We start from the raw sequence: 22,255 nt of genomic DNA, 5'->3' as shown, positions 1-22,255 counted from the left end.
GTCTTTTTTAACGTTAGTTACACGAAGCCTGGAAATTTGGGGCTTAGGATTGCTATAGAAAATTTCCCTACTGGAGACACGACATGGATGGGACAGCCTTAGTTGTGGGCGCAAGCGGCATCATCGGCAGCAATCTTGCGAGAGAACTAATCGCGAATGGATGGACGACCTATGGGTTGGCCCGAAATCTTAAAAAAGGGGTGGAAGGGTTACGCCCTGTTGCTGCCGATCTGCTCGATCTAGCTAGCCTGAAAACTGCGCTGTCAGACATTGCCCCGACGCACATCTTTATCACGACGTGGATGCGTAATGCGACCGAGACCGAGAATGTCAGGGTCAACGGCACGATGGTTCGCAATCTGCTGGATGTTCTGTCACCGAAGGACTCAGTGCAGCACGTCGCCCTCGTCACCGGCCTCAAGCATTATCTCGGGCCATTCGATGCATACGCCAGAGGCGGATCGCTGCCAGAAACTCCATTGCGCGAGGAGCAGCCCCGACTCGACATCGAAAATTTCTATTATGCTCAGGAAGATGAGGTCTATGCCGCAGCAGCCCGTGACGGTTTCACCTGGAGCATTCATCGCCCTCACACTGTCATTGGAAAGGCGGTCGGCAATTTGATGAACCTGGGCACGACGCTAGCCGTGTATGCCGCGATCTGCAAGGAAACCGGGCGCCCGTTCCGCTGGCCAGGTTCTGAAGCGCAGTGGAAGGGCATCTCCGACATGACCGACGCGCGGGTGCTGGCGAAGCACCTAGTCTGGGCGGCGAAGACCGAAGCGGCCCACAACGAGGCGTTTAACGTTGTCAATGGCGACATCTTCCGCTGGATATGGTTGTGGGGGCGGCTGGCTGACTGGTTCGGCATCGATCCCATCGGCTTCGACGGCACAACCCACCCGCTCGAAGCTGAAATGGCGAATGAAGATGCTGTCTGGCGCGAGATCGCAAAGCAGCATAACCTCACCGAGCCGGATCTGAGCCGTCTATCGTCTGCATGGCACACCGATCTCGATCTTGGGCGTCCGATTGAGGTTATGACCGATATGTCGAAGAGCCGCAAACTCGGCTTCTCCATATACCAGAAAACGGACGAGTCGTTTTTTGACCTGTTCGAGCAACTACGCGCAGATCGGTTGATTCCTTAGAACCTGGGTGGATGGCACTGGTAGCGTTTTATGGATGCCGAACGACAGCAACTCGGACTAAGCAGCGATGTCTAGGACGGGCTACGCCTATGCAATCTGGAATTTTTGGTGATTTCACAACCTCCCAGTCATGGCGATCGCATTTTGAGCGATAGTATTGAATCTAGCCCTAGTTGAATTGAGGTATCTGACCATGACAGCCTCAGTAGAGTATATCCCCGTTACGCCGATTGAGTACCCAGATGAGGATGGTAAGCCAATGGCTGAAGGTGATATCCAGTTCAGTTACTTGGCTTATGCAATAAATGCGCTACAGATTTATTTTCAAAATCACCCAGATGTATACGTCGCTGGTAATCTATTTATTTACTACGAAAAAGGTTATCCAGAATCAGTTGTCGCACCAGATGTATTTGTGGTGTTTGGAGTGGAAAACCGTGACAGACGCTCTTACAAAACCTGGGAAGAAAATAATCAAACCCCAGATTTTGTCTTAGAGATTACCTCAAAAACCACCCGCAGCAAAGACCAAGGTGCAAAGAAAGGAATTTATGCCTTTCTGGGAGTGCGTGAATATTTTCAATATGACCCCACAGGCGATTATCTCAATCCCCAACTTCAGGGTTTACAGTTGGTTGATGGAAATTATTTCCCAGTGGCAACCAATACCCTGCCAGATGGTACAGTGTCTCTACCCAGTGAAGTTTTGGGTTTAGAGTTACGTCTAGAGGCGGGAAAACTGCGCTTTTACAATCCCGCTACGAGTCAAATACTCTTAACCCATGAAGAGGAAGCAACTGCACGACAAGCCGCAGAAGAGAAAGCGCAAAGATTAGCTGCGAAACTTCGAGAATTAAATATTGATCCAGATAGCCTTTAGCTAATAATATAGGGTGAGCAATGCCCACCCTACTGCTGTTAATTATTTTTTGTGAAACTATAGCGGACGGTAGACGCGATAGTTGATTTCGGGGAAGATATTATCCATTAATTCGACTTTTTCCAGCCAACCGCTGTCAATTTTACCGATTTTCACGTCTTCATAGAGCTTATTGAACCGCATTAAGTGCGATCGCGTCCGTCTAACTGCATAGGGTACCATTGTTCCTGTCCGCATAATAAATGCCCAGTCGGAAGATTGTGCTAATAACAATTCCCGCGCTGCTTGGTTCAATGCTTTCCACCCCAACTCATCTTCTGGTTCCAGTTGCGAGATTTCAATCATCCGTTCAGCAGCTTTGTGCAAATGCGGATAAACCCAAGCGTTCGTCTCATTCAACCAATACTCGTGGAAACCCTTGAAACCCCAACTAGACTGCGAAGGACGACAAACTTGCTGCGTCGGCTGCTCCCGCAAATAGTCTGCTAAATGGGTCATTTGATATGTTTTTTGGTCATACCATGACTTGCGGAATAGGTAATCGATGAACCAAGGGCCTTCATACCACCAATGTCCAAATAACTCTGCGTCATAAGGCGAAACGATAATTGGCGGTCGCTGCATTATACCATATAGATGCTCAGATTGCCGCTCTCGATTATACATAAAATTAGCAGCGTGTTCTGCTGCCTTTTCCCTAGCCCAATAAGGATCGTAGAGCGCCTTATCTGAGAGACCTAAGCCCCGCCCCGTAATTTTGTGATACTTAATGCCCGTATTTTTTCGCTGACCATTGGGCATGATGTAGGGCTTGATGTACTCATATTCTGCTTCCCAGCCCAAATCTTTGTAAAATTCCCGATATTCCGCCGCCCCAGGATAACCCACTTCAGAAGACCATACCTGTTGGGAAGATTCATGATCTCGACCAAAGACAGCAACACCAGTTTCTGTATAAATTGGGGCATAAGTGCCAAAGCGCGGCCGGGGACGGGCGTAAAGGATGCCATGCCCATCAGTGAGGAAGTAGCGTAACCCAGCATCGGCTAGCATCCGGTCTAAACCTTCATAGTAGGCGCATTCCGGCAACCAAATGCCTCTGGGTGCTTGTCCAAAGCTTTGTTCGTAATGTTCGCAGGCTACCTGAATTTGCGCCCACACTGCTTGTGGATACATTTTCATCAACGGTAAATAGCCGTGAGTAGCGCCGCAAGTGATGATTTCCAGGTTGTTACTGTCTTGGAACTTCTTAAAAGCTGTCACCAAGTCCCCGTCGTAGCGTTCCCATAGCTGACGCGCTTCACTAAATTCAGTTGCGTAATGTTCGGCTAAATAACGAAGATGTCCGTTGTTGACATTATGTTCTGCTTCTAGTGCTATAAGTTCTTCTAGTTGAGCTAAGTGTGCTTCGTAGCGTTCTTGAAGCAAAGGATCGCGAAGCATTGACACCAAAGGGGGTGTCATACTCATCGTGATTTTAAAGTCAATACCGTCTCGCTTTAAGCCTTCAAATACTTTCAATAAGGGGATGTATGTTTCTGTAATGGCTTCATAGAGCCATTCTTCCTCCAGCACGTAGTCACTTTCTGGGTGACGAACGAAGGGTAGATGTGCGTGGAGTACAAGCGCGACGTAGCCGATAGCCATAGTGATTTTGGGTGATACTTGTAAGTTGAAGGTTGAGAGGTTTGGCTGAAATTAACAATATTTTAAGACTTTATGGGAATCGTAAGAATAGTTTTCAATATGAGTTAAATACAGTGTTTGTAGGGGTACAGCCAATATTATTGTATTGTTGTGCCTCCACTGCGTGTTTTTGCTGTCACGTAAAAATTAAACTCAGGATTTGCCAAAATCTTATGATTTGAACATTACACAGATGGTAAGCGTTCACAGGGGCCTACCGAGATCGAGCGAAGAGTACAGTACATACTGTTTGCTAAAGGAGAAGTAAATATTCGCAATAAGCACCGCAAGTATTTCATGTTCAAATCAGGCTTGGCAGTTCCTTAACTAGTCATACAAAACTGATTTAGAGCAGTTATATAAAAAATTCTGCATAATAAATAGTTGTGCAAATACGTATAACTTAATGAGTCATCCGCTACTGTATAACAATGAGTTGTTATTATGTCCTTCCATAACACAATCTATCGCATAGTTGATGGTGTAACCATTCCTGGCGTATTTTTGCAAGCCTTTATCAAGAATGGAGAGCAATATTTTGTCACTGAAATTAAGGTCTACAAAGACGGCAGAATTGATTGCTGGGGGATGGTTGACTTTGATGGTTTCAAAGAAAAGGTGAGCAAAGGTTGGATTACAACTCATCTGTCTGAAGGAGCAAGAGTATCAATGATGGTGTCTGGTCTTAATTTCACCGCCTATCAAGTGAAGTCAAGAGCTGACGGGGTGACAAAGAGGCTATAGCGCTGATTGAATAAGGGTCATAGCACGTAAACCCCTCTGAAAATAGGGTAGTTTACCGGGCTTAAGACGCACAAGTGCGATCGCCAAATCTGACCAAAACTCCATAGCACCTACCCATAAACACCCATATAATCCAACCCAAAAAGCACTATGCCGGCGTGCATAACGCTTTAATTCTTGAAGCCGACCAACATATTGTTGTAGTCCCATTTTTCGGGAGTTGCGACCAGCTAAAACTGCAATTGTGTAAGCGATTGCAATCAATAAAATTAGTGCAATTAATCGTTGTCCAGTTGCATACGTTGATTCCAAATTATAACCACCAGTTTTACAATCTTTAAACATAGCTTCGATGCCACTTCGCAACTTAAATGCTTTAATGGCATCTGCAAGACTCTCAAGATTTGTTAGTAAAAACCAGCCAGCAGGTTCAAGCTTACCCCGGTATTTACGCTTGTAATACCCAGCTAAATTAAAATGAGCAAAGCCTTTTTGTTTAGTGGCTTGAATACCCGTCAGGAAGAACGAGATACCAGGATTTAATCCCAAAGATTGTAACCGTTGATATGATTCATTTCCTTGGCGAATATACGTGCCTTGTTTTTGACGTAGCACAAAGTCAATTCCCTTACTGTGTAACCAATGAGCCAGTTTTATACTATGAAATTTTCTATCTCCCAGTACGAGAATTTGATATCCTTTGAATAACCGTAGCAATGGGCGGATTAATCTTTTCTGCTCACCCAAATTGCTACATCCTTTTTTTGGTAATAATATCCAGTAAACTGGTATTGCTCTTTTCTGTTCAATTAAGCTGATTACAAATACATTTTCACAGCGCCACTGTGTTCTATCAATGGCAAATATCAGTTTTTTATTCACTGATTTTGGGTTATTTTTGACCCATCGTTTTAGTACTGGAAACCAGAGGTATTGAATTGATAACTGGGGCAACAATAAAAACCTTTGAATACTGCGTCGCCGACTTTCAAATTTTATTGGTTGGGGAAATACAGATGAGAGCTTCTCAATCGTCACAGTTTTATGAAACTGCAAGAGCATTATCAAGATTTCGAGCATCTTGTACTGTCCAGGTGTCAGTAGATTCTGAAAGCAGCTTTGGTAGAATTTAGGTAACATTATCATTTGATGGGTCTTGTTGAGAATATCTGACCTATCTTTTTTTACCCCAAAACGGTCACACTCTTATATTTCGTCGGTTTTAGCCCCTTTGTCACCCCTTCAGAGTCAAGAGTTGAGGAGCAAGAGTTTGTTAAAGAAGTTGAAGACGAGATCCGACGACTCAATGGGCAGCTAACAACAGGAGAGATTTGCCGACAGAGATTAACACAATACAAGCATGAGCCAAATGAGACAAATAAGCAGTATTTGCGCCAAGCGTATGATGCTGTTCCTAAACACTGTCGTATATATTTAGGTGATATGGATGACAAAGATTGGGAATATCGCTCAATTTTAAACAAATGGAGCGACTAGGAGGAACCAACATCGATACAACATTTTGTTTATAGATAGAAATGTGTAGGCGCAGCCCGTCGTAGACATCGCACACTTTATTCCTCATCTCGATATAATTCCTGCAAGTCTTGTAACTGAGTCTTGCGGGAAATTCGCCGATATTTTTTACTTTCTAGCTTGGGTTCGTATTGACTCTGCCCTTTGCCTTTGCTTTTGCTTTTTAACTTCATGGTAGATTCTGGATCGGCTTGTTGGTGTAGCTGTGTTTGATGAGCGATCGCCGCGTCCAAAAATTCTAAATAATGTTCGTATCGTTCCCAGTCTCCCCGCACCACGCACTCAGGCTCGTCTCGATGCAGACAATCACTAAAACGACAGCTAGCAACTGCTAACCGCTTTCTGGCTTCTGGGAAATAATGAATTAATTCTTCTGGTACACAATCCATATCCGGCTGATTAAAACCGGGAGTGTCTGCCAGTAAACCACCACTAGGTAACTCAAATAATTCTATATGGCGAGTGGTATGACGACCACGAGCCAGTTTACCAGAAACTTCTCCGACTCGCAGCTTTGCAGAGTCAATCAGCGTATTAATCAGGCTGGATTTACCAACGCCGGAAGGCCCAGCGATTACGGTAATTTTATTGCTCAGGTATTTGGCTGCTTGGTCAGTATTAATACCATCTTTAACGCTGATAAATATTGGTTGATAGCCCCAACCTAGCAGGCGATCGCTAACTTGTTGTTGTTCTGGCGCTGAAATTAAATCACTTTTATTTAAGCATAAAAGCACATCCAAACCAGTAGACTCAGCCTTAATCAGAAAGCGACTCAGCTGATAAGGTTCCAAAGGTGGATCGGCAACGGCAAATACTAAGAGGATTTGGTTGACATTGGCGATCGCCGGACGATCTAACTCACTTTGGCGGGGTAAAACCTCAGCGATCGCTCCCCTCCCTCCAGCCCAATCTGGCTCTTCTACCACAACGCGATCGCCTACCATCACCTGTTGTCCAATTTTTTTCAGACGTGTTCTTCGGGTACAAAGCAAAAGAGGAGGCGAGGGCAAAGAGGCATTTAAATCCAGTTTCTCTTCTGCTCCCCTGCTCCTCTGCTCCCCTGCCTCTCGATCCATCTGTACTCGGTAAAAATTAGCCTGTACAGCTACCACCGTACCCAATAACTGTCCAGTTACGTCAAAATTTTCCCCTGTCATTGGCTAGCAGCTGGACGGCGCACTAACAGAGAAAAATAACTAGTGCAGTCTGTAATTTCTTCTACCTGATAGCCTGCCATTGTCAAACTATCAGGAACCTGCTCAATCGGCTCACCAGGGTCTAACCAGACTTCTAGCAAACCTCCCAATGGCATTTTCTCCAGACGTAGTTTTGTCCGCACGAAATTAATCGGGCAAGGGGTGCCGCGTAAATCAAGTTGAGCATCGGGAGTTAAAACAGAAGAGGGCATCATCACTTAAATAAATTTCCCAAGAATCCTTCTAGACCGCCTTTACCAGTGCGATCGCCCTTAATTTTAGCTAGCTTCTCCAGCAGTTCCCTCTCCTCTGGGGTGATTTTATTGGGAATATCAATTAATACGTTCAGCATGTGATCCCCACGACTTACGGGATTACCCAAACGAGGTACGCCGCGATTTTCCAACTTCATCACTGTATTCGGCTGAGTTCCAGCTGGAATGATTAGTTCTACTGGCCCATCGACTGTATCTACCTCTAACCGACAACCTAAAATCGCTTGCAGGTAGCTAACTTTGATTTCCGAGAGAATATTAATCCCATCCCGTTGGAATTCCTCGTCCTCATTTACGAACAAGTAAACGTATAAATCCCCAGGAGGGCCACTACGTTGACCGGCATCTCCTTCACTAGAAATCCGCAAACGTGTGCCATTATCCACCCCCGCTGGAATGGTTATTTTGAGTTTCTTTGTGACTTGATTTGCGCCCTTACCATCACACGCGTCACACTTATCTTCAATTACCATCCCTGTTCCATTACAGGTGGGACAAGTCGATACCTGGGTGAAACTGCCAAAGGGTGTTCTAGTCACACGCCGTACTTGAGCCGAACCGCCACAAGTCGAACAAGTCCGAGGGCGGGTTCCAGGTTTAGCACCAGAACCGCTACAAACTTCACAATTTTCTAGATGGGAAATGCGAATTTCTTTTTCGCCGCCAAATATCGCTTCCCGAAAGTCTAACTTCAGGTCTAGCCGCAGGTCATCACCCCTCGCAGGCCCACTGCGGCGTCTTTGTTGGGTGGGATTACCCATACCGCCAGCAAAGCCACTAAAAATGCTTTCAAAGATATCGGCAAAACCACCCATATCGCCGACATCTTGAAAGCCCGCGCCAGCACCAGATACACCCTCTGGACCAAAGCGATCGTAACGAGCGCGGGTTTCGGGTTCTGAGAGTACCTCATAAGCGCGGTTAATTTCTTTAAAGCGATCCTCCGCCCCCGGTTCTTTGTTCACATCTGGGTGATACTTCCGGGCTAAACGGCGATAGGCTTGTTTGATTTCTTCTTTGTCAGTGTCACGAGAGACACCCAGGATTTCATAATAGTCGCGGGCCATATAGCAAAGGTAAAAGTTAGAAGGAAGAAAGCAGAAGTCAGTAGAACGTCATTCACGGTCACTTGCTACCCTATGGATTAAGTGTTTTGCCTACAGATATGCAAGAGCAACACATTATCCTGTTAAAGGGCGGCTTGCCGGAAGGCAGGCAGAAGATAAAATTAATTTTTGTTAATAACTGATTTTACCCTTTACCTTTTACAAAAATCACCGACAAATCTTGAGCAACAGGTGCTTTCCTCGTGGGAGACGACAAAAGCTATAGAAGTTAGGAACAGGGGGAGCCTCTGCTCATACTTCTCACTGCCGAGTCGGCTGTCTCTTTTACAATTGTGCTACGTAGGAGAGGAAAACCCCGCCCATCAACCAGAGGGGCTAGCCGCACCATTAGGTGTGGAAAACCACCCTTATGCAATGGAAGTGGCTCTGAACTTGCACATTGCCTAGCCCAAAGTAATTTGCTTCTACAATCTAGCAAAGGACTGGGGTCTTGTGAAACTTCGCTAAATCTAAATATTTAGATATATTAAAATATCATAATAAAAATTTGCAACTTAGGAGATTGGGGACTGGGTACTGGGGACAAGGGGACAAATCAATTCAAAGTTCAAAATTCAAAATTCAAAATTCAAAATTCAAACATTTTTGAACTTCTGCCTCCTGCCTTCTGCCTTCTGCCTCCTCTTTCCCAATGCCCCATGCCCCATGCCCAACCCCTAATCTATCGCCTCATAATCAGCCTGAGCGGTACTTTCTTCGTCAAAATCAAAGTTGAATTGTGGTATTAGCGTGCCATTCATTGGTGAGTCTACTTCTGGGGGAAAGTGACCAGATGAACTCTCCTCAATCTGATCGGTTTGGCTGTTAGCTCGATTGTAGACATCAGCACCAATTGCAAACAAGGTTTGTTGGAAGTCGTCTAAGCGCTGCTTAAATTCCACTGTGGAAATGCTGGAGTCAATCATTGCCGCTTGGAGTTGTTCAACTTTTTCACTAGCCAAGGTTTTCATCTGGTCGCCGATAAAGTTGCTATTATCCTTGATCGTAGATTCATAACTGAACAACAAATTATCTGCTTGGTTTTTGAGTTCAACCAGTTCTTTACGTCTTCTATCTTCTTCGGAAAACAGTTCGGCCTCTTGGCGCATCCGTTCGACTTCGTTGCTACTCAAACCACCTGTATTGGTAATCCTGATACTCTGTTCTCTACCTGTACCTTTATCTTGGGCAGAAACCTTCAAGATGCCGTTGACATCGATTTCAAAGGATACTTCAATTTGCGGTACACCACGGGGCGATGGGGGAATTCCTGCTAGCAAAAACTTGCCGAGACTCTTGTTATCTCGTGACATCGCTCGTTCACCTTGGAGGATGTGAATTTCCACTGAGGTTTGCCCATCAACAGCGGTGGAAAAAACTTGTGACCGACTTGTAGGAATTGTAGTGTTGCGTTCAATGATTTTGGTGAACACTTCACCTAAAGTTTCAATTCCCAAGGACAGAGGGGTGACATCCAGTAGTAAGAGATTATCGACTTCGCCACCCAACACACCTGCTTGAATAGCTGCTCCCAATGCTACAGCTTCGTCAGGGTTGATGGAGCGATCGGGAGCTTTGCCGTTGAAAAACTTAATTAGCGCGTTTTGGACTGCCGGAATACGGGTAGAACCACCTACCAAAATAATCCGATCTATGGCTTCTGGTTTGAGATCCGCATCTTTAAGCGATTGGATCAGTGGTTCGATGGTCGCTTCAATTAATTTTGCGGCGAGTTCTTCAAATTTCGAGCGACTGAGTTCCATCTCCAGATGCTTTGGCCCAGTGTCATCCGCTGTGATAAAGGGCAAGTTGATGGAGGTATTCACCATGCTGGAGAGTTCAATTTTTGCCTTTTCCGCAGCTTCCCGCAGGCGTTGCAGTGCCATTTTGTCTTTGGAAAGGTCGATTTTCTCTTGTTCTTGGAAACGTTCCATCATCCAAAGGACGATCGCATTATCAAAGTCGTCTCCACCCAAGTGGTTGTTACCACAAGTCGCCTTCACTTCAAAAACGCCATCCCCAAGTTGCAGGATCGATACGTCAAAAGTACCGCCTCCCAAGTCAAATACTAAAATTAGCTGCTCTTGGTCTTGCTTTTCCAATCCGAAAGCTAAAGCCGCAGCTGTTGGTTCATTAATGATTCGCAGAACTTCTAGTCCAGCAATTGTGCCAGCATCTTTAGTTGCTTGTCTTTGGGCATCTGTGAAATATGCTGGTACGGTGATCACTGCTTGAGTGACTTCCTCACCCAAAAAGTTTTCTGCATCCTGCTTCAGCTTTTGCAGGATCATCGCGGATAATTCTTGGGGCGTATAGTTTTTTGAGCGAATTTGGACATCAACGGTCTCATCTCGACCTTTGATGCAGTTGTAGGGGACGCGATCGCGTTCTACTTCAGTATCTTCCCAACGCCGCCCGATGAATCGTTTAATACTGTAAATTGTGTTTTCAGCATTGGTTACGGCTTGGCGCTTTGCCAATTGACCAACCAAGCGATCGCCACTCTTCCCAAATCCCACAATACTTGGAGTCGTTCGTCCACCTTCAGAATTGGAGATCACAAGTGGTTGACCACCCTCCAAAACTGCGACGCAACTGTTAGTAGTGCCTAAGTCGATCCCAATAACTTTTCCCATATTTACCAGTATTTTTACTGAATATTTCTGCTGTAATATGTCGCGGACTAACTTTTTTGCTAAGAACAAAGGCTAGCGGATAACATCTGTGGAACCCCTGTTGCTGCTAGCAAGAAAGAAGTTGAAACACAGAGAGTTATCCAAAGCCTTGTTTTTGTTTTGGTACGCGATGCTCGTCCTTGCTATAACCCAGGCACTTGAGGTCAGCGAGACGAGCGACTACAGCTTAACTGCTGGCTGAACTCGACTGATCTTCTGGTGCAAAAGGTGTATCTTCCTTGGGAGCAGCTACTTTGACCATTGCATGGCGTAGCACGCGATCGCCCAAGTAATATCCGCGCACTAACTCTTCTAACACTGTTCCTTCAGGATGTTCATCCGTAGGTTCCCGCATTACTGCTTCGTGCAGGTTAGGATCGAATTCTTGACCTTCGGGACGCATTGGCGATACACCCAAGCGCTTCAAGCTATCTACTAGTTGTTTGTAAACACCTTGGTAACTTTTGTGCATGGTCATTTCGCCCTCAGATTGCGGTTTGAGGTGCGATCGCGCCCGCTCAAAATTATCGACTATTGGTAGCAATTCCAAAATCGTATTCCGCTTCACCTGCAACTCTAGGTCTTCTTTTTCTTTGCTAGTGCGTTTCCGGTAATTCTCAAAATCAGCGGCGATCCGCATATATTGAGTACTACGCTCTTCCAGTTGCGTTTTGACGGACTCGATTTGTTGAGTCAGTTCTGCCAAAGCTGCTGTTTCCACTCCAGTTTTCTCAGTTGCAGCGACGCTATTTTCTGAATTGACGGTAGCAGTATCCCCCGATACATTTGTTTGGCCCGCCACTTGCTCTGTCACCTCGCTGCCAGATTCATTGAAATTAACTTGGGCTGGGAAGTCACTCTTCATTGCTTGCTTTACCTCTGTTGGTTCACCCAATTGCTGGCTTGTATTGTTTATCTGTTTATTTTCATCGATCATTGTCTATTCATTCCAGATCCTATTTATGGCAGTGTATCTCCACAGCTTGCAACCGTCGTCATCCACGACATGCCACTGAGGCTGATTTTATTGCCAACAATTTCCTGGAAGTGATGTAACCGTCCTCTTATTGTGACAAATGGTGAACACGTTAGCCCAGACGCTATTAAGGCGGGAACCCGAACGAGTAGTTTGCAATAGTAGCGCTGAATGCGACTTGCCCCTTATGTTATTTGAAAATATATTTAATTTTGAATTTTGAATTCAAAGCAAAGCGACGTGACTCAGGACTTTTTTGGGAAATGAGAATTCTATCTCACACTAAGGGAATACTTTAAGCAGAGGTTCCCCCTACTCATTCGCTCATCTATGACTTACTCGTCACCACAACGGCGCAGTACCGCTCTAACTACCAGAACAGAGTTTTCGCCCTTCGGCAATAAGCTAGTGCAATCTGGCTATGTCAATACCGAACAGATGAGGCAGGCATTAATTGAAAGCCGCAAATCTGGCAGACCCTTAACAGAAGTATTAGAGTCAATCACTGGGCAACAACTATCGCCTGAGTTGCTCAGGCAATACAAAAAACAGCAGCTATTTGAACTGAAAATATTATACGGAGTTGAATTCCTCGATCCAGAAGTCAATTCCGTTGGCAACACGATGATGGGGAACCTGATTGAAACCCTCATCCCAGTGGATATCTGCCGTCGCCATCGCTTAGTACCACTGTCAAAACACGAAGACCAAACCCCGCCCTCAGTTTTAGTGGCGATGGTTGCTCCAGATAATCTAGAGGCTTCTGATGACCTGAACCGCATCTTGCGCCCCCAAGGCTTGGCTTTACAGCGCATGGTGATTACCCAGGAAGATTACCAACAGCTAATCAACCAATATTTGGATGAAATGGCTGTTAAGCAGAAGCACCTGGAACGAGAAAACTCTACAGATATTAGTCAAGATTTAGAAAATCTCGGAAATCTTGATATTTCGGATGCTCCTGAAGAAATGGAGGCCGATCTAGGAGCAGCGATGAAGGGTGCAGAGGATGCCCCAGTTATCAACCTAGTTAATAGAATCCTAGCTAAAGCCTTACATGAGGGCGTTTCTGACATTCATATCGAACCGCAAGAAGAAAACCTACGCATCCGCTTTCGGAAAGATGGTGTACTGCGTGAAGCTTTCCCCTCAATGCCGAAAAAAATCATCCCGGCGGTGACAGCCCGATTTAAAATCATCTCCAATCTAGACATTGCTGAACGCCGTCTACCTCAAGATGGACGCATCCGACGGCTGTTTGAGGGACGTAAGGTGGACTTCCGGGTGAATACCTTACCCAGTCGCTACGGGGAAAAGGTGGTACTGCGGATTTTGGATAACTCCTCCACCCAACTGGGATTAGATAAGTTAATTACCGATCCAGAGACTTTGAATATTGTCAAGGATATGGTTAGCCGTCCGTTTGGGTTAATTTTGGTAACTGGGCCAACTGGTTCGGGAAAAACAACTTCGCTGTATTCTGCACTTTCAGAAAAGAACGATCCCGGAATTAATATCAGTACTGTAGAAGACCCCATTGAGTACAGTCTTCCAGGGATTACTCAAGTACAGGTAATTCGGGAAAAAGGGCTAGATTTTGCTACCGCGTTGCGGGCTTTCTTGCGACAAGATCCAGATGTGCTACTGGTGGGTGAAACGCGGGATAAAGAAACGGCAAAAACAGCGATTGAAGCTGCCTTGACAGGTCACTTAGTATTAACTACCTTACATACCAATGATGCCCCAGGAGCGATCGCTCGTTTGGGAGAAATGGGGATTGAGCCTTTCATGGTTTCTAGTTCCCTAATTGGCGTTTTAGCTCAACGTTTGGTGCGGCGTGTATGTTCTGAATGTCGTGTCCCCTACACTCCCACAACCGAGGAACTAGCTCGTTATGGTCTATCAGCTTCCTCAGATGTCGGAGTCACTTTCTATAAAGCTAACACCTTGACATTAGATGCGATCGCAGATGCCAAAGCCAAAAATCACCTTTGCCCAAAATGTAATGGTGTCGGCTACAAAGGGCGTTGTGGTGTTTATGAAGTCATGCGAGTCACCGAAAACCTGCAAACTCTGATCAACGAAGATGCACCCACCGAACGCATCAAGGAAGTGGCAATAGAAGAGGGCATGAAAACCTTGCTGGCTTACAGTTTGGACTTAGTGCGTGAAGGTTCCACCACTCTAGAAGAAGTAGAACGAGTGACGTTTACTGATACTGGCTTGGAAGCAGAGTTAAAAGCCAAACGTAAGACAGGTCTTACCTGCCGAAGTTGTGATGCCACATTGAAACAAGAATGGCTGGATTGTCCTTACTGTATGACGGCTCGGTTTTAAGAATAGTCATTAGTCATTAGTCATTGGTCATTAGTCATTAGTCATTGGTCATTGGTGAATGCTTAATAACTTTAAACAACGACAAATAACAAAGGACAAAGGACAAATGACAACGGACAAAAGACAAATGACAAATAAAAAACATTAAAAGGAAGCAGAACTATGGAAATGATGATTGAAGATTTGATGGAGCAGTTGATTGAATTGGGTGGCTCGGATATGCACTTATCCGCAGGTTTGCCTCCTTACTTCCGCATCAGTGGCAAACTTACGCCCATAGGTGAGCATGTATTAACAGCAGATCAATGTCAAAGGCTAATTTTTAGTATGCTCAACAACACCCAGCGTAAAACCTTAGAGCAGAACTGGGAGTTGGATTGTTCTTATGGTGTAAAAGGTTTAGCTCGCTTTCGAGTCAATGTTTATAAAGAACGTGGTTCTTATGCTGCTTGCTTACGAGCATTAAGTTCTAAGATTCCTAACTTTGAAAAGTTAGGTTTGCCAGATATCGTGCGGGAAATGACAGATAAGCCCAGAGGACTAATTCTAGTGACAGGCCCTACAGGTTCAGGCAAGACAACAACCCTAGCGGCAATGATTGACTTGATTAACCGCACCAAGGCAGAGCATATTTTGACGGTAGAAGATCCAATTGAATTTGTCTACGAACCAATTAAAAGTTTGGTTCACCAACGGCAATTAGGTGAAGATACTAAAAGCTTTGCTAATGCTTTGAAAGCAGCTTTGCGGGAAGATCCAGACATTGTTCTGGTAGGGGAAATGCGCGATTTAGAAACAATTTCTTTGGCGATTTCCGCAGCAGAAACAGGACACTTGGTATTTGGTACACTACACACCAGTTCCGCTGCACAAACGGTTGACCGGATTATTGACGTTTTCCCCCATGAAAGACAAACCCAGGTGCGGGTGCAACTGTCTAACTCGTTAGTGGCGGTATTTAGCCAAACCTTAGTGTCCAAGAAAAGCCCTAAACCTGGTGAGTATGGTCGGGTAATGGCTCAAGAAATTCTGATTGTCACTCCTGCTATTTCCAACTTGATTCGAGAAGGCAAAACATCTCAAATTTACTCAGCAATTCAAACTGGCGGCAAATTGGGAATGCAAACTCTAGAGAAGGTTTTAGCCGATTTTTACAAAGCCGGAACGATTTCTTTTGAAGCGGCGATGTCTAAGACTTCTAAGCCAGATGAAATTCAACGTCTCATCGGTACTTCTGTACCACCGCAGGCAGCAGGTGCGAAACCTGGTGCGGCAGCCAAAGCACATTAAAGGAACTGGGGAGTAATAATTTTAGATTTTAGATTTTGGATTTTAGATTGAAATTTAATCCAAAATCCTCAATCCAAAATCAAAAATAAAATTATCTCATGCCCAATTAATAACAACTATTTTGAATTTATTTTATGCCAAACTTCGTTGCCCGTGTTCGGGATTCGCAAGGGAAATCTCGAACAGAAAAAATTGTTGCTGAATCCTTGGTACAAGCTCGTACTAATCTTAGAGATCAAGGTTTTGTAATCCAAGAACTCAAGCAATCTCAAGGATTTCAGCCAGATGTTGCCTTGAAAAATTTCCAGAATTCCTTAGTTAAGGTTTCTGTGAAAGACAAAGCCGTTTTTTCGCGTCAATTTGCCGTTTTGATGAATGCGGGAGTTGCGATCGTTAGAAGTTTGGGGGTACTTTCCGAACAGTGTAGTAATACTAAATTGAAACAAGCCCTTGTAGACATTAGCACCGATGTTCAAAGCGGAATGAATCTTTCAGAGGCAATGCGGAAGCATCCTGACTGTTTTGATGGATTATACGTGAGTATGATTCAAGCTGGCGAAGTTGGCGGTGTACTAGACGAAGTATTAAATCGTTTAGCCAAGTTGTTAGAAGATGTTGCCCGATTACAAAACCAAATTAAATCAGCACTGTCTTATCCAACGGTTGTGGGTTTTATCGCAGTTGCTATCTTTCTTGGTATGACTATTTTTCTTATTCCAATTTTCGCCACAATTTTTGTACAACTTGGAATCACATTACCACCTCTAACGCAATTCTTGATGGATGCGAGTAAATTTCTGAGAAGTCCGGGTGCTTTAGTTCTTCTTGCTGCTCTTATCGGACTTAAATTTGCCTTTACACAATACTCTAAAACTCCTGTTGGTCGCATCACAATCGATCGTTTTTCCTTGAAGATGCCATTGTTTGGTGATTTAATTCAAAAATCTTCAGTTGCCCGCTTTAGCCGGACTTTTGGTTCTTTGACTCGTTCAGGTGTACCAATTTTAACTTGCTTAGAAATTGTCCGAGACACATCAGGAAACCAAGTGATTGCTAATGCCATAGACGCTGCCCGGATGGAGATTCAACAAGGAGGCATGATTAGCATTGCTTTACAAAAAGATGCCGTTTTTCCGGCTATGGCAATTCAGATGATTAGTATCGGAGAAGAAACTGGAGAATTAGATGGAATGTTGATGAAAGTTGCCGATTTCTATGAAGATGAGGTCGAGCAAGCAGTAAAAGCAATGACCAGTATTTTGGAACCGGTGATGATTGTGGTTCTAGGGGGAATGGTGGGAACCATTTTGCTAGCGATGTATCTGCCTATGTTTGCAGTATTTGAAAAGCTGGGATAAAGGATTAATAGTTAAGAGTTAGAAGTTATGAGTTAGGAATTAAAATTTTTTATTCCTAACTTTTAGCTTATCACTAATTAATTTTATTCTTAACTCCTAACTCCTCACTCCTCATTATTTAATAAACTATGACTGTGCAAAAATCTCAGTACGAAGCGAGTTTGGCTGAGTACAGCAATCATCTAGCTGCGATCGCCTTACTAAAGCAATATCGGCCATACTTGGAGATGATTCCCAGTCTGCGCCGTCCTGATGAAAGTGTCATTACTATACCCTTGCCAATTGTTCGGCTTCGCAATCCTGCTACAACAGCCTTAAAAACGATTTGCTTACCCTGTGATGTCGCAATTTTGATGTGCGATCCAGAGTGGAAAATCAAAACTGGTGCAGAAATTTTAGTCTTTATTCATCGCGCTGACGAAGACTTTTCTGATTTGTTAGGACGTTGGCGACAAACCCAAGTTTATCTAGACAATGATTATGAGTGGTTGATGCCTCTGCGTCACAGTCATATTTTGAGTGAGGGAGCTAATACCGTATATCCTCTGTTTATCGTTTTTAGTGAGACTTTAGAACGCATCCAAAGAGGTCTTATGGGAGCTGAACTCCCATTTATTATGCAAACAGCAGATTTGCTGGTTGAGGAGAATCTCACAGATATTTTCTCTTCACAAACTCCACCAGCTTAGGGACTTACAGCAGAATTCAAAAGTAAATACGCTTTATACCTGGGTAACAGACGAATCGTTGTGTACCTAACGAGTTTGAAATCTGCTGTATATTCAAAAAAACATCCCATCCCTGCGGGACGCTTTGCGAACGTAAGAATGCAAGTCCTTACATTTATAGAAATGTACTAAGTGTAAAACTACATATTTTTATCCCCGGCTACGCCGTCCCCCTTTTGTTAAACTAGAGGGGTTTTATTATGTGTATCTTCATACAAAATTTTTATAAATACCCACGCAACAGACTTTCACCTTTACAAAACTACAAATTAGCTCGTCACACATCCGTGAAAGGACTAGTTCTACAAAAATTTATTTTTACTTTTTGAAGAGTAATGAGGATTTGACAAAGATTCAGTAATCTTACTGTTGCCAATAAAGAATTGTCATAGAATTAGAAACATTTAAAAGCAGATACTTTATACTAATGAATCGTTTTCCTCAAAAAACAACGAATTATCAAGAGAGCATTTCACAACCAACTCAGTTGAGTCAGATGTGTGGTTCCAAACGGCTATTTCGCGATCGCTATGAAATACTGCAAATTTTAGGTAGAGGTGGTTTTGGCGTAACATTTTTAGCCAAAAATGCCGTATTACCTGGAAAGCCACTGTGTGTTATTAAACAGCTTTGTCCAAAAGTGACTAGTCCCCAAAGTTGGCAAAGGGCATGTATGCGCTTTGAAAAAGAAGCAAGAATTTTGGGACAACTCGGTAGTCATTCGCAAATTCCCATGTTATTAGACTACTTTCAGGCAAATGGGGAGTTTTTTTTAATTCAAGAATATGTGCCAGGTTTGACTTTGGCGCGAGAAGTGCGGCAAACTGGGCCCAAAAGTGAATCCTCAGTTAAGCAGTTCTTACAGGAATTATTACCTGTCTTACAGTATCTTCATAAACATCATGTAATTCATCGGGATATTAAGCCTCAGAATTTATTGCGGTGTGAATATGATGGACGCATAGTGCTGATTGATTTTGGTGCGGTGAAAGAGAAATTAGTTGATGTTTGTGAAAACTCAATCAATCAAGCTGTCAATACCAACTTTATCGGTACTAGGGGATTTGCACCACCAGAACAGTTTTCTTTACGTCCAGTTTATGCCAGTGATATTTATGCACTGGGTGTAACTTGCATTTTTATGTTGACTGCTAAAAGTCCTTTAGAATTGGACTACGACCCAAAAACTGGTGAAATATCTTGGCAAAAACAGGTAAATATCAGCAACAGTTTCGCCCAGATTTTAGGAAAAATGGTGAAAATTACTTTAGAGGAGCGGTTTAAGACTGCCGATGAAGTGATGAAAGCTTTAAGTAGTGAAAGTTATTTGCCTACTTTGGCTAACTGTTTAACTACCCAAAAATTAAATAATAAAAGTATTACACAACACGAAATTACACAACACGAAATTACACAAAACAAAATTACACAGCATGAAATTATACAACACGAAAATTATGATGTATACATGCCACCTGTAGCTAGAACTGCTAATGCCATTCGGAAATGGAGAGCAAGATTCAAGGAAACAAGATAACATACAGCAGAATTCAGAATTCAGGAGTACAACATGCTTTATACCTGGGTAACAGACTTAGCTTGTGTATCGCATCGACTTGAAATTTGCTGTAAGTTGCAGCCTTTTTAGCTGAAGTATCAAATGAATAATTAATTATGGGCAATTGAAAATAGTTAAAACAAATTTAGTAAGCATTTTAACTATATTTGATAGTCAGTAATGATTCATTGATCGGGGTTTATATTCAATACTTAGTCAGTTGTCGCTTGCCAAGATACAAGCAAAATTACTAGGTTTAAAAGTTCAAAAAAATATTTTTATTCAGATTATTATATAATCGATAGAATAATTAATCTTATGGCTCTCGTAGTTTTCCACAGATGAGGAAGACTGACTACTATTTACAAAAGCTAACTATATAAGTAATTCCCCAATCCCCAGAACAGGGTTTATCTACCACAAGTAAGCGAGAGTCAATTATCTTAAGGGAAAGTTCGGGACAAACTTAGCCTAAGTTGTCATGCAGTCGCGCCTGTCAGATCATGATCTGCTGCTTAAATCCCGATTGCTCAAATCCCCTGAATCCCAATGGAAAGAAGTTTTGCCAAAGTTGTAGCACCCCGCTGGTGTCACTTTTAAGAAATCGCTTTCGTGTGATCCGAGTCCTTTCAGATGAGGGGGGATTTGGCAGAACCTATCTATCAGAAGACGTAGATAAACTCAATGAACGCTGTGTTATCAAGCAATTAGCTCCAAAATTCCAAGGAACTTGGTCGCAAAAAAAGGCGATGGAGTTGTTCGCCGAAGAAGCGCAGCGACTACAAGACCTTGGGGAACATCCTCAAATTCCGACTTTGATAGCTTATTTTGAGCAAGACGGCTGCCTATATTTGGTGCAGCAGTTTATTAATGGAGATAATTTGTTAAAGGAGTTGCAACAGCGCAAGGCTTATAACGCTAGAGACATTCAATCTATTTTGTTAGATTTACTACCCATCCTAAAATTTATCCACGATCGCAAAATTATTCATCGAGACATCAAGCCAGAAAATATTATCCGCAATAAAAATGATGGGCGATTAAGTTTGATTGATTTTGGCTCCTCAAAGCAATTTACCGCCAAAGTTCAGCAGAAATCTGGCACATCCATTGGTTCGCATGGTTATTCTCCCCTAGAACAAATTAGAGATGGGAAAGCTTTCCCCGCCAGCGACTTGTTCGGTGTGGGGGCTACCTGCTTTCATCTGCTAACGGGAAATTCCCCATTTCAGTTGTGGATGGAATCTGGGTACGCTTGGGTAAGTAATTGGCGGGAATATTTGCGAAGTCCGTTAAATCCTGAGTTGGATTTTGTCATCGACAAGCTTTTGAAAAAAGATATCCAGGAACGTTACCAGTCAGCCGAAGAAGTCCTGAGAGATTTGACTCCAAAACAACTCCTCGCACTGCCACCTGCGGGTAAGTCATCTGGGAAATTACCACCAACTAAAGCACCAGCTTTACCAAAAAGCTATCCCTTACTGAGAATTTTAATTTTGGTAAGTGCTTTCATTCTGTTATTTGGATTCAGCGAATCTTGGTATAAAAATTTTCGCCAGATTCAAACCAGTTTGGTCTCTAGGTTGATGCAACAAAATAGTCCTAGTAAAAATGATGCGATTTTAAGCCAGATTAGCTTGGGTAAAGTTTCCTTAGCTAACACCCTCCAAGGACACGAAAACTCAGTTTTATCTGTCGCCATCAGTCCTGATGGTAAAACCATAGCCAGCAGTGGCGACGATGGCACTATCAAACTTTGGAATCTCGCAACCGGAAAACTAATCGCTTCACTCAAAGGGCATTTTCAGCAGGTGAATGTCGTCGTAATTAGTCCAGATGGCAAACTTCTAGTTAGTGCTAGTGATGACAACACGATTAAAATCTGGAATTTGGCAACGCGAAAACAAATTCGCACTCTTATAGGGCATTCTGACTCAGTTCATGCCCTAGCCATCAGTGCTGATAGCGAGACTTTAGTTAGTGCTAGTGATGACAACACGATTAAAATCTGGGATTTGGCAACAGGAGAGCAAATTCGGACACTAGCAGGGCATACATTTTGGGTGCGGTCAGTGGCTATTAGTCCTAATGGTGTGATTCTGGCCAGTGGCAGTTTTGACAAGACGATCAAAATCTGGAATCTAGCAAAGGGATACCCAATCCGCACACTAGAAGGAAATTCTCAAACAGTGACAACTGTGGCTATTAGCCCAAATGGTAAAACTTTAGCCAGTGCTAGCCGCGATCGCACCATTAAACTTTGGAATTTAGCTACGGGAAGAGAACTTCGCACCTTAGCCGGACATAGCAATACTGTCACATCCGTAGCCTTCAGTCCCGATGGTAAAATTGTTGCTAGTGGTAGCCGCGATCGCACTATCAAACTGTGGAATACAGCTACAGGAGAAGAAATTCTCACATTAGCAGGGCACACCAACACCGTCACATCTGTTACCTTCACTCCCGATGGCAAAACCCTTGTTAGCGGTAGTGAAGATAACACGATTAAGATTTGGCGGTTGTCTCAGTGAGTGAGAATTAGGGATTGGGGATTGGGGATGAAGGAGAGTTATATCAATTCAAAATTCAAAATTCAAAATTCATGCATTAAGAAAGCCAGGCAGAACAAAGGTATGTCCGTATGTATCTGTCGCATTCTTTTTTCAAATTGGTATTAGAATCTCGTTCATCCACCTTTGAACTGGATGAATCCACATCAAAGACTCGTTCATCCACCTTTGAACTGGATGAATCCA

Annotated in this window: 18 protein-coding genes; 11 read left to right on the top strand and 7 right to left on the bottom strand. The window is 43.5% G+C overall.

Annotation, left to right across the window (positions count from 1 at the left end):
• Positions 1-83: 83 nt before the first annotated feature.
• Genes RMZ42_RS20470 through RMZ42_RS20460 form a run of 3 tightly spaced genes read left to right on the top strand, consistent with a single transcriptional unit; the run spans position 84 to position 2,031 of the window.
• Positions 84-1,151: an SDR family oxidoreductase gene (locus RMZ42_RS20470; RefSeq protein ID WP_322673124.1), complete on the top strand. Its 1,068-nt coding sequence runs from the start codon at positions 84-86 to the stop codon at positions 1,149-1,151.
• Positions 1,152-1,162: 11 nt separating this feature from the next.
• Positions 1,163-1,306, top strand: coding sequence for a hypothetical protein (locus RMZ42_RS20465; protein WP_322673123.1), 144 nt, complete (start codon positions 1,163-1,165; stop codon positions 1,304-1,306).
• Between the two features lie 38 nt (positions 1,307-1,344).
• Entirely contained in the window at positions 1,345-2,031 is a 687-nt protein-coding gene (locus RMZ42_RS20460; protein WP_322673122.1) for a Uma2 family endonuclease, read from the top strand.
• Positions 2,032-2,088: 57 nt separating this feature from the next.
• On the opposite strand, the gene RMZ42_RS20455 is transcribed toward RMZ42_RS20460, so the two are convergent.
• The gene (locus RMZ42_RS20455) at positions 2,089-3,678 is read right to left on the bottom strand and encodes a glycoside hydrolase family 57 protein (protein ID WP_322673121.1); all 1,590 of its coding nucleotides are present in this window, start codon (positions 3,676-3,678) and stop codon (positions 2,089-2,091) included.
• Positions 3,679-4,161: 483 nt separating this feature from the next.
• Here RMZ42_RS20455 and RMZ42_RS20450 point away from each other — a divergent pair, with 483 nt between their 5' ends.
• Positions 4,162-4,461: a hypothetical protein gene (locus tag RMZ42_RS20450; protein ID WP_322673120.1), complete on the top strand. Its 300-nt coding sequence runs from the start codon at positions 4,162-4,164 to the stop codon at positions 4,459-4,461.
• On the opposite strand, the gene RMZ42_RS20445 is transcribed toward RMZ42_RS20450, so the two are convergent.
• The 4 genes from RMZ42_RS20445 to dnaJ all read right to left on the bottom strand — a co-directional run bounded on the left by RMZ42_RS20445 (position 4,456) and on the right by dnaJ (position 8,538).
• Complete coding sequence (locus tag RMZ42_RS20445; RefSeq protein WP_322673119.1) at positions 4,456-5,541, bottom strand: IS4 family transposase; 1,086 nt, start codon at positions 5,539-5,541, stop codon at positions 4,456-4,458. The genes RMZ42_RS20450 and RMZ42_RS20445 overlap by 6 nt on opposite strands.
• A 494-nt stretch (positions 5,542-6,035) precedes the next feature.
• The gene (rsgA, locus tag RMZ42_RS20440; protein WP_322673118.1) at positions 6,036-7,157 is read right to left on the bottom strand and encodes a small ribosomal subunit biogenesis GTPase RsgA; all 1,122 of its coding nucleotides are present in this window, start codon (positions 7,155-7,157) and stop codon (positions 6,036-6,038) included.
• Positions 7,154-7,411, bottom strand: a complete 258-nt coding sequence (locus RMZ42_RS20435) for a sulfurtransferase TusA family protein (protein WP_322673117.1) — start codon at positions 7,409-7,411, stop codon at positions 7,154-7,156. The genes rsgA and RMZ42_RS20435 overlap by 4 nt, the downstream gene beginning before the upstream one ends.
• Positions 7,411-8,538 (bottom strand): molecular chaperone DnaJ, encoded by a 1,128-nt coding sequence (gene dnaJ, locus RMZ42_RS20430; RefSeq protein WP_322673116.1) that lies wholly within the window; start codon positions 8,536-8,538, stop codon positions 7,411-7,413. The genes RMZ42_RS20435 and dnaJ overlap by 1 nt, the downstream gene beginning before the upstream one ends.
• A 168-nt stretch (positions 8,539-8,706) precedes the next feature.
• Here dnaJ and RMZ42_RS20425 point away from each other — a divergent pair, with 168 nt between their 5' ends.
• Entirely contained in the window at positions 8,707-8,985 is a 279-nt protein-coding gene (locus RMZ42_RS20425; RefSeq protein ID WP_322673115.1) for a hypothetical protein, read from the top strand.
• 269 nt (positions 8,986-9,254) lie between these two features.
• Here the strand turns inward: RMZ42_RS20425 and dnaK are convergent, their stop codons facing one another.
• Positions 9,255-11,213: a molecular chaperone DnaK gene (dnaK, locus tag RMZ42_RS20420; RefSeq protein ID WP_322673114.1), complete on the bottom strand. Its 1,959-nt coding sequence runs from the start codon at positions 11,211-11,213 to the stop codon at positions 9,255-9,257.
• Between the two features lie 226 nt (positions 11,214-11,439).
• The gene (gene grpE, locus RMZ42_RS20415) at positions 11,440-12,189 is read right to left on the bottom strand and encodes a nucleotide exchange factor GrpE (protein WP_322673113.1); all 750 of its coding nucleotides are present in this window, start codon (positions 12,187-12,189) and stop codon (positions 11,440-11,442) included.
• A gap of 369 nt (positions 12,190-12,558) precedes the next feature.
• Between grpE and RMZ42_RS20410 the strand changes: the two genes are divergently transcribed.
• The 6 genes from RMZ42_RS20410 to RMZ42_RS20385 all read left to right on the top strand — a co-directional run bounded on the left by RMZ42_RS20410 (position 12,559) and on the right by RMZ42_RS20385 (position 22,030).
• Positions 12,559-14,565: a GspE/PulE family protein gene (locus tag RMZ42_RS20410; RefSeq protein ID WP_322673112.1), complete on the top strand. Its 2,007-nt coding sequence runs from the start codon at positions 12,559-12,561 to the stop codon at positions 14,563-14,565.
• Positions 14,566-14,727: 162 nt separating this feature from the next.
• Complete coding sequence (locus RMZ42_RS20405; protein WP_289797446.1) at positions 14,728-15,855, top strand: type IV pilus twitching motility protein PilT; 1,128 nt, start codon at positions 14,728-14,730, stop codon at positions 15,853-15,855.
• A 134-nt stretch (positions 15,856-15,989) separates the two neighbouring features.
• Positions 15,990-17,213 (top strand): type II secretion system F family protein, encoded by a 1,224-nt coding sequence (locus RMZ42_RS20400; RefSeq protein WP_322673111.1) that lies wholly within the window; start codon positions 15,990-15,992, stop codon positions 17,211-17,213.
• Between the two features lie 128 nt (positions 17,214-17,341).
• The gene (locus tag RMZ42_RS20395; RefSeq protein WP_322673110.1) at positions 17,342-17,902 is read left to right on the top strand and encodes a hypothetical protein; all 561 of its coding nucleotides are present in this window, start codon (positions 17,342-17,344) and stop codon (positions 17,900-17,902) included.
• A gap of 466 nt (positions 17,903-18,368) precedes the next feature.
• A complete protein-coding gene (locus tag RMZ42_RS20390) occupies positions 18,369-19,478 on the top strand; it encodes a serine/threonine-protein kinase (RefSeq protein ID WP_322673109.1) in 1,110 nt (369 codons plus the stop codon).
• 524 nt (positions 19,479-20,002) lie between these two features.
• Positions 20,003-22,030: a serine/threonine-protein kinase gene (locus tag RMZ42_RS20385; RefSeq protein WP_322673108.1), complete on the top strand. Its 2,028-nt coding sequence runs from the start codon at positions 20,003-20,005 to the stop codon at positions 22,028-22,030.
• The last annotated feature ends 225 nt before the right edge of the window (positions 22,031-22,255 follow it).

The organism is Nostoc sp. DedQUE05, from assembly GCF_034530955.1.
GTDB lineage: Bacteria > Cyanobacteriota > Cyanobacteriia > Cyanobacteriales > Nostocaceae > Nostoc.
Note: the sequence above shows the minus strand (reverse complement) of the source record. Positions and strands in the feature narration are given on the sequence as shown.

What these genes read in the sequence shown, in the direction of transcription:
- RMZ42_RS20470 (WP_322673124.1), top strand. Translation starts at nt 84, where the DNA reads ATGGATGGGACAGCCTTAGTTGTGGGCGCAAGCGGCATCATCGGCAGC.
- RMZ42_RS20465 (WP_322673123.1), top strand. Translation starts at nt 1,163, where the DNA reads ATGGCACTGGTAGCGTTTTATGGATGCCGAACGACAGCAACTCGGACT.
- RMZ42_RS20460 (WP_322673122.1), top strand. Translation starts at nt 1,345, where the DNA reads ATGACAGCCTCAGTAGAGTATATCCCCGTTACGCCGATTGAGTACCCA.
- RMZ42_RS20455 (WP_322673121.1), bottom strand. Translation starts at nt 3,678, where the DNA reads ATGGCTATCGGCTACGTCGCGCTTGTACTCCACGCACATCTACCCTTC.
- RMZ42_RS20450 (WP_322673120.1), top strand. Translation starts at nt 4,162, where the DNA reads ATGTCCTTCCATAACACAATCTATCGCATAGTTGATGGTGTAACCATT.
- RMZ42_RS20445 (WP_322673119.1), bottom strand. Translation starts at nt 5,541, where the DNA reads ATGCTCGAAATCTTGATAATGCTCTTGCAGTTTCATAAAACTGTGACG.
- rsgA (WP_322673118.1), bottom strand. Translation starts at nt 7,157, where the DNA reads ATGACAGGGGAAAATTTTGACGTAACTGGACAGTTATTGGGTACGGTG.
- RMZ42_RS20435 (WP_322673117.1), bottom strand. Translation starts at nt 7,411, where the DNA reads ATGATGCCCTCTTCTGTTTTAACTCCCGATGCTCAACTTGATTTACGC.
- dnaJ (WP_322673116.1), bottom strand. Translation starts at nt 8,538, where the DNA reads ATGGCCCGCGACTATTATGAAATCCTGGGTGTCTCTCGTGACACTGAC.
- dnaK (WP_322673114.1), bottom strand. Translation starts at nt 11,213, where the DNA reads ATGGGAAAAGTTATTGGGATCGACTTAGGCACTACTAACAGTTGCGTC.
- grpE (WP_322673113.1), bottom strand. Translation starts at nt 12,189, where the DNA reads ATGATCGATGAAAATAAACAGATAAACAATACAAGCCAGCAATTGGGT.
- RMZ42_RS20410 (WP_322673112.1), top strand. Translation starts at nt 12,559, where the DNA reads ATGACTTACTCGTCACCACAACGGCGCAGTACCGCTCTAACTACCAGA.
- RMZ42_RS20405 (WP_289797446.1), top strand. Translation starts at nt 14,728, where the DNA reads ATGGAAATGATGATTGAAGATTTGATGGAGCAGTTGATTGAATTGGGT.
- RMZ42_RS20400 (WP_322673111.1), top strand. Translation starts at nt 15,990, where the DNA reads ATGCCAAACTTCGTTGCCCGTGTTCGGGATTCGCAAGGGAAATCTCGA.
- RMZ42_RS20395 (WP_322673110.1), top strand. Translation starts at nt 17,342, where the DNA reads ATGACTGTGCAAAAATCTCAGTACGAAGCGAGTTTGGCTGAGTACAGC.
- RMZ42_RS20390 (WP_322673109.1), top strand. Translation starts at nt 18,369, where the DNA reads ATGAATCGTTTTCCTCAAAAAACAACGAATTATCAAGAGAGCATTTCA.
- RMZ42_RS20385 (WP_322673108.1), top strand. Translation starts at nt 20,003, where the DNA reads ATGATCTGCTGCTTAAATCCCGATTGCTCAAATCCCCTGAATCCCAAT.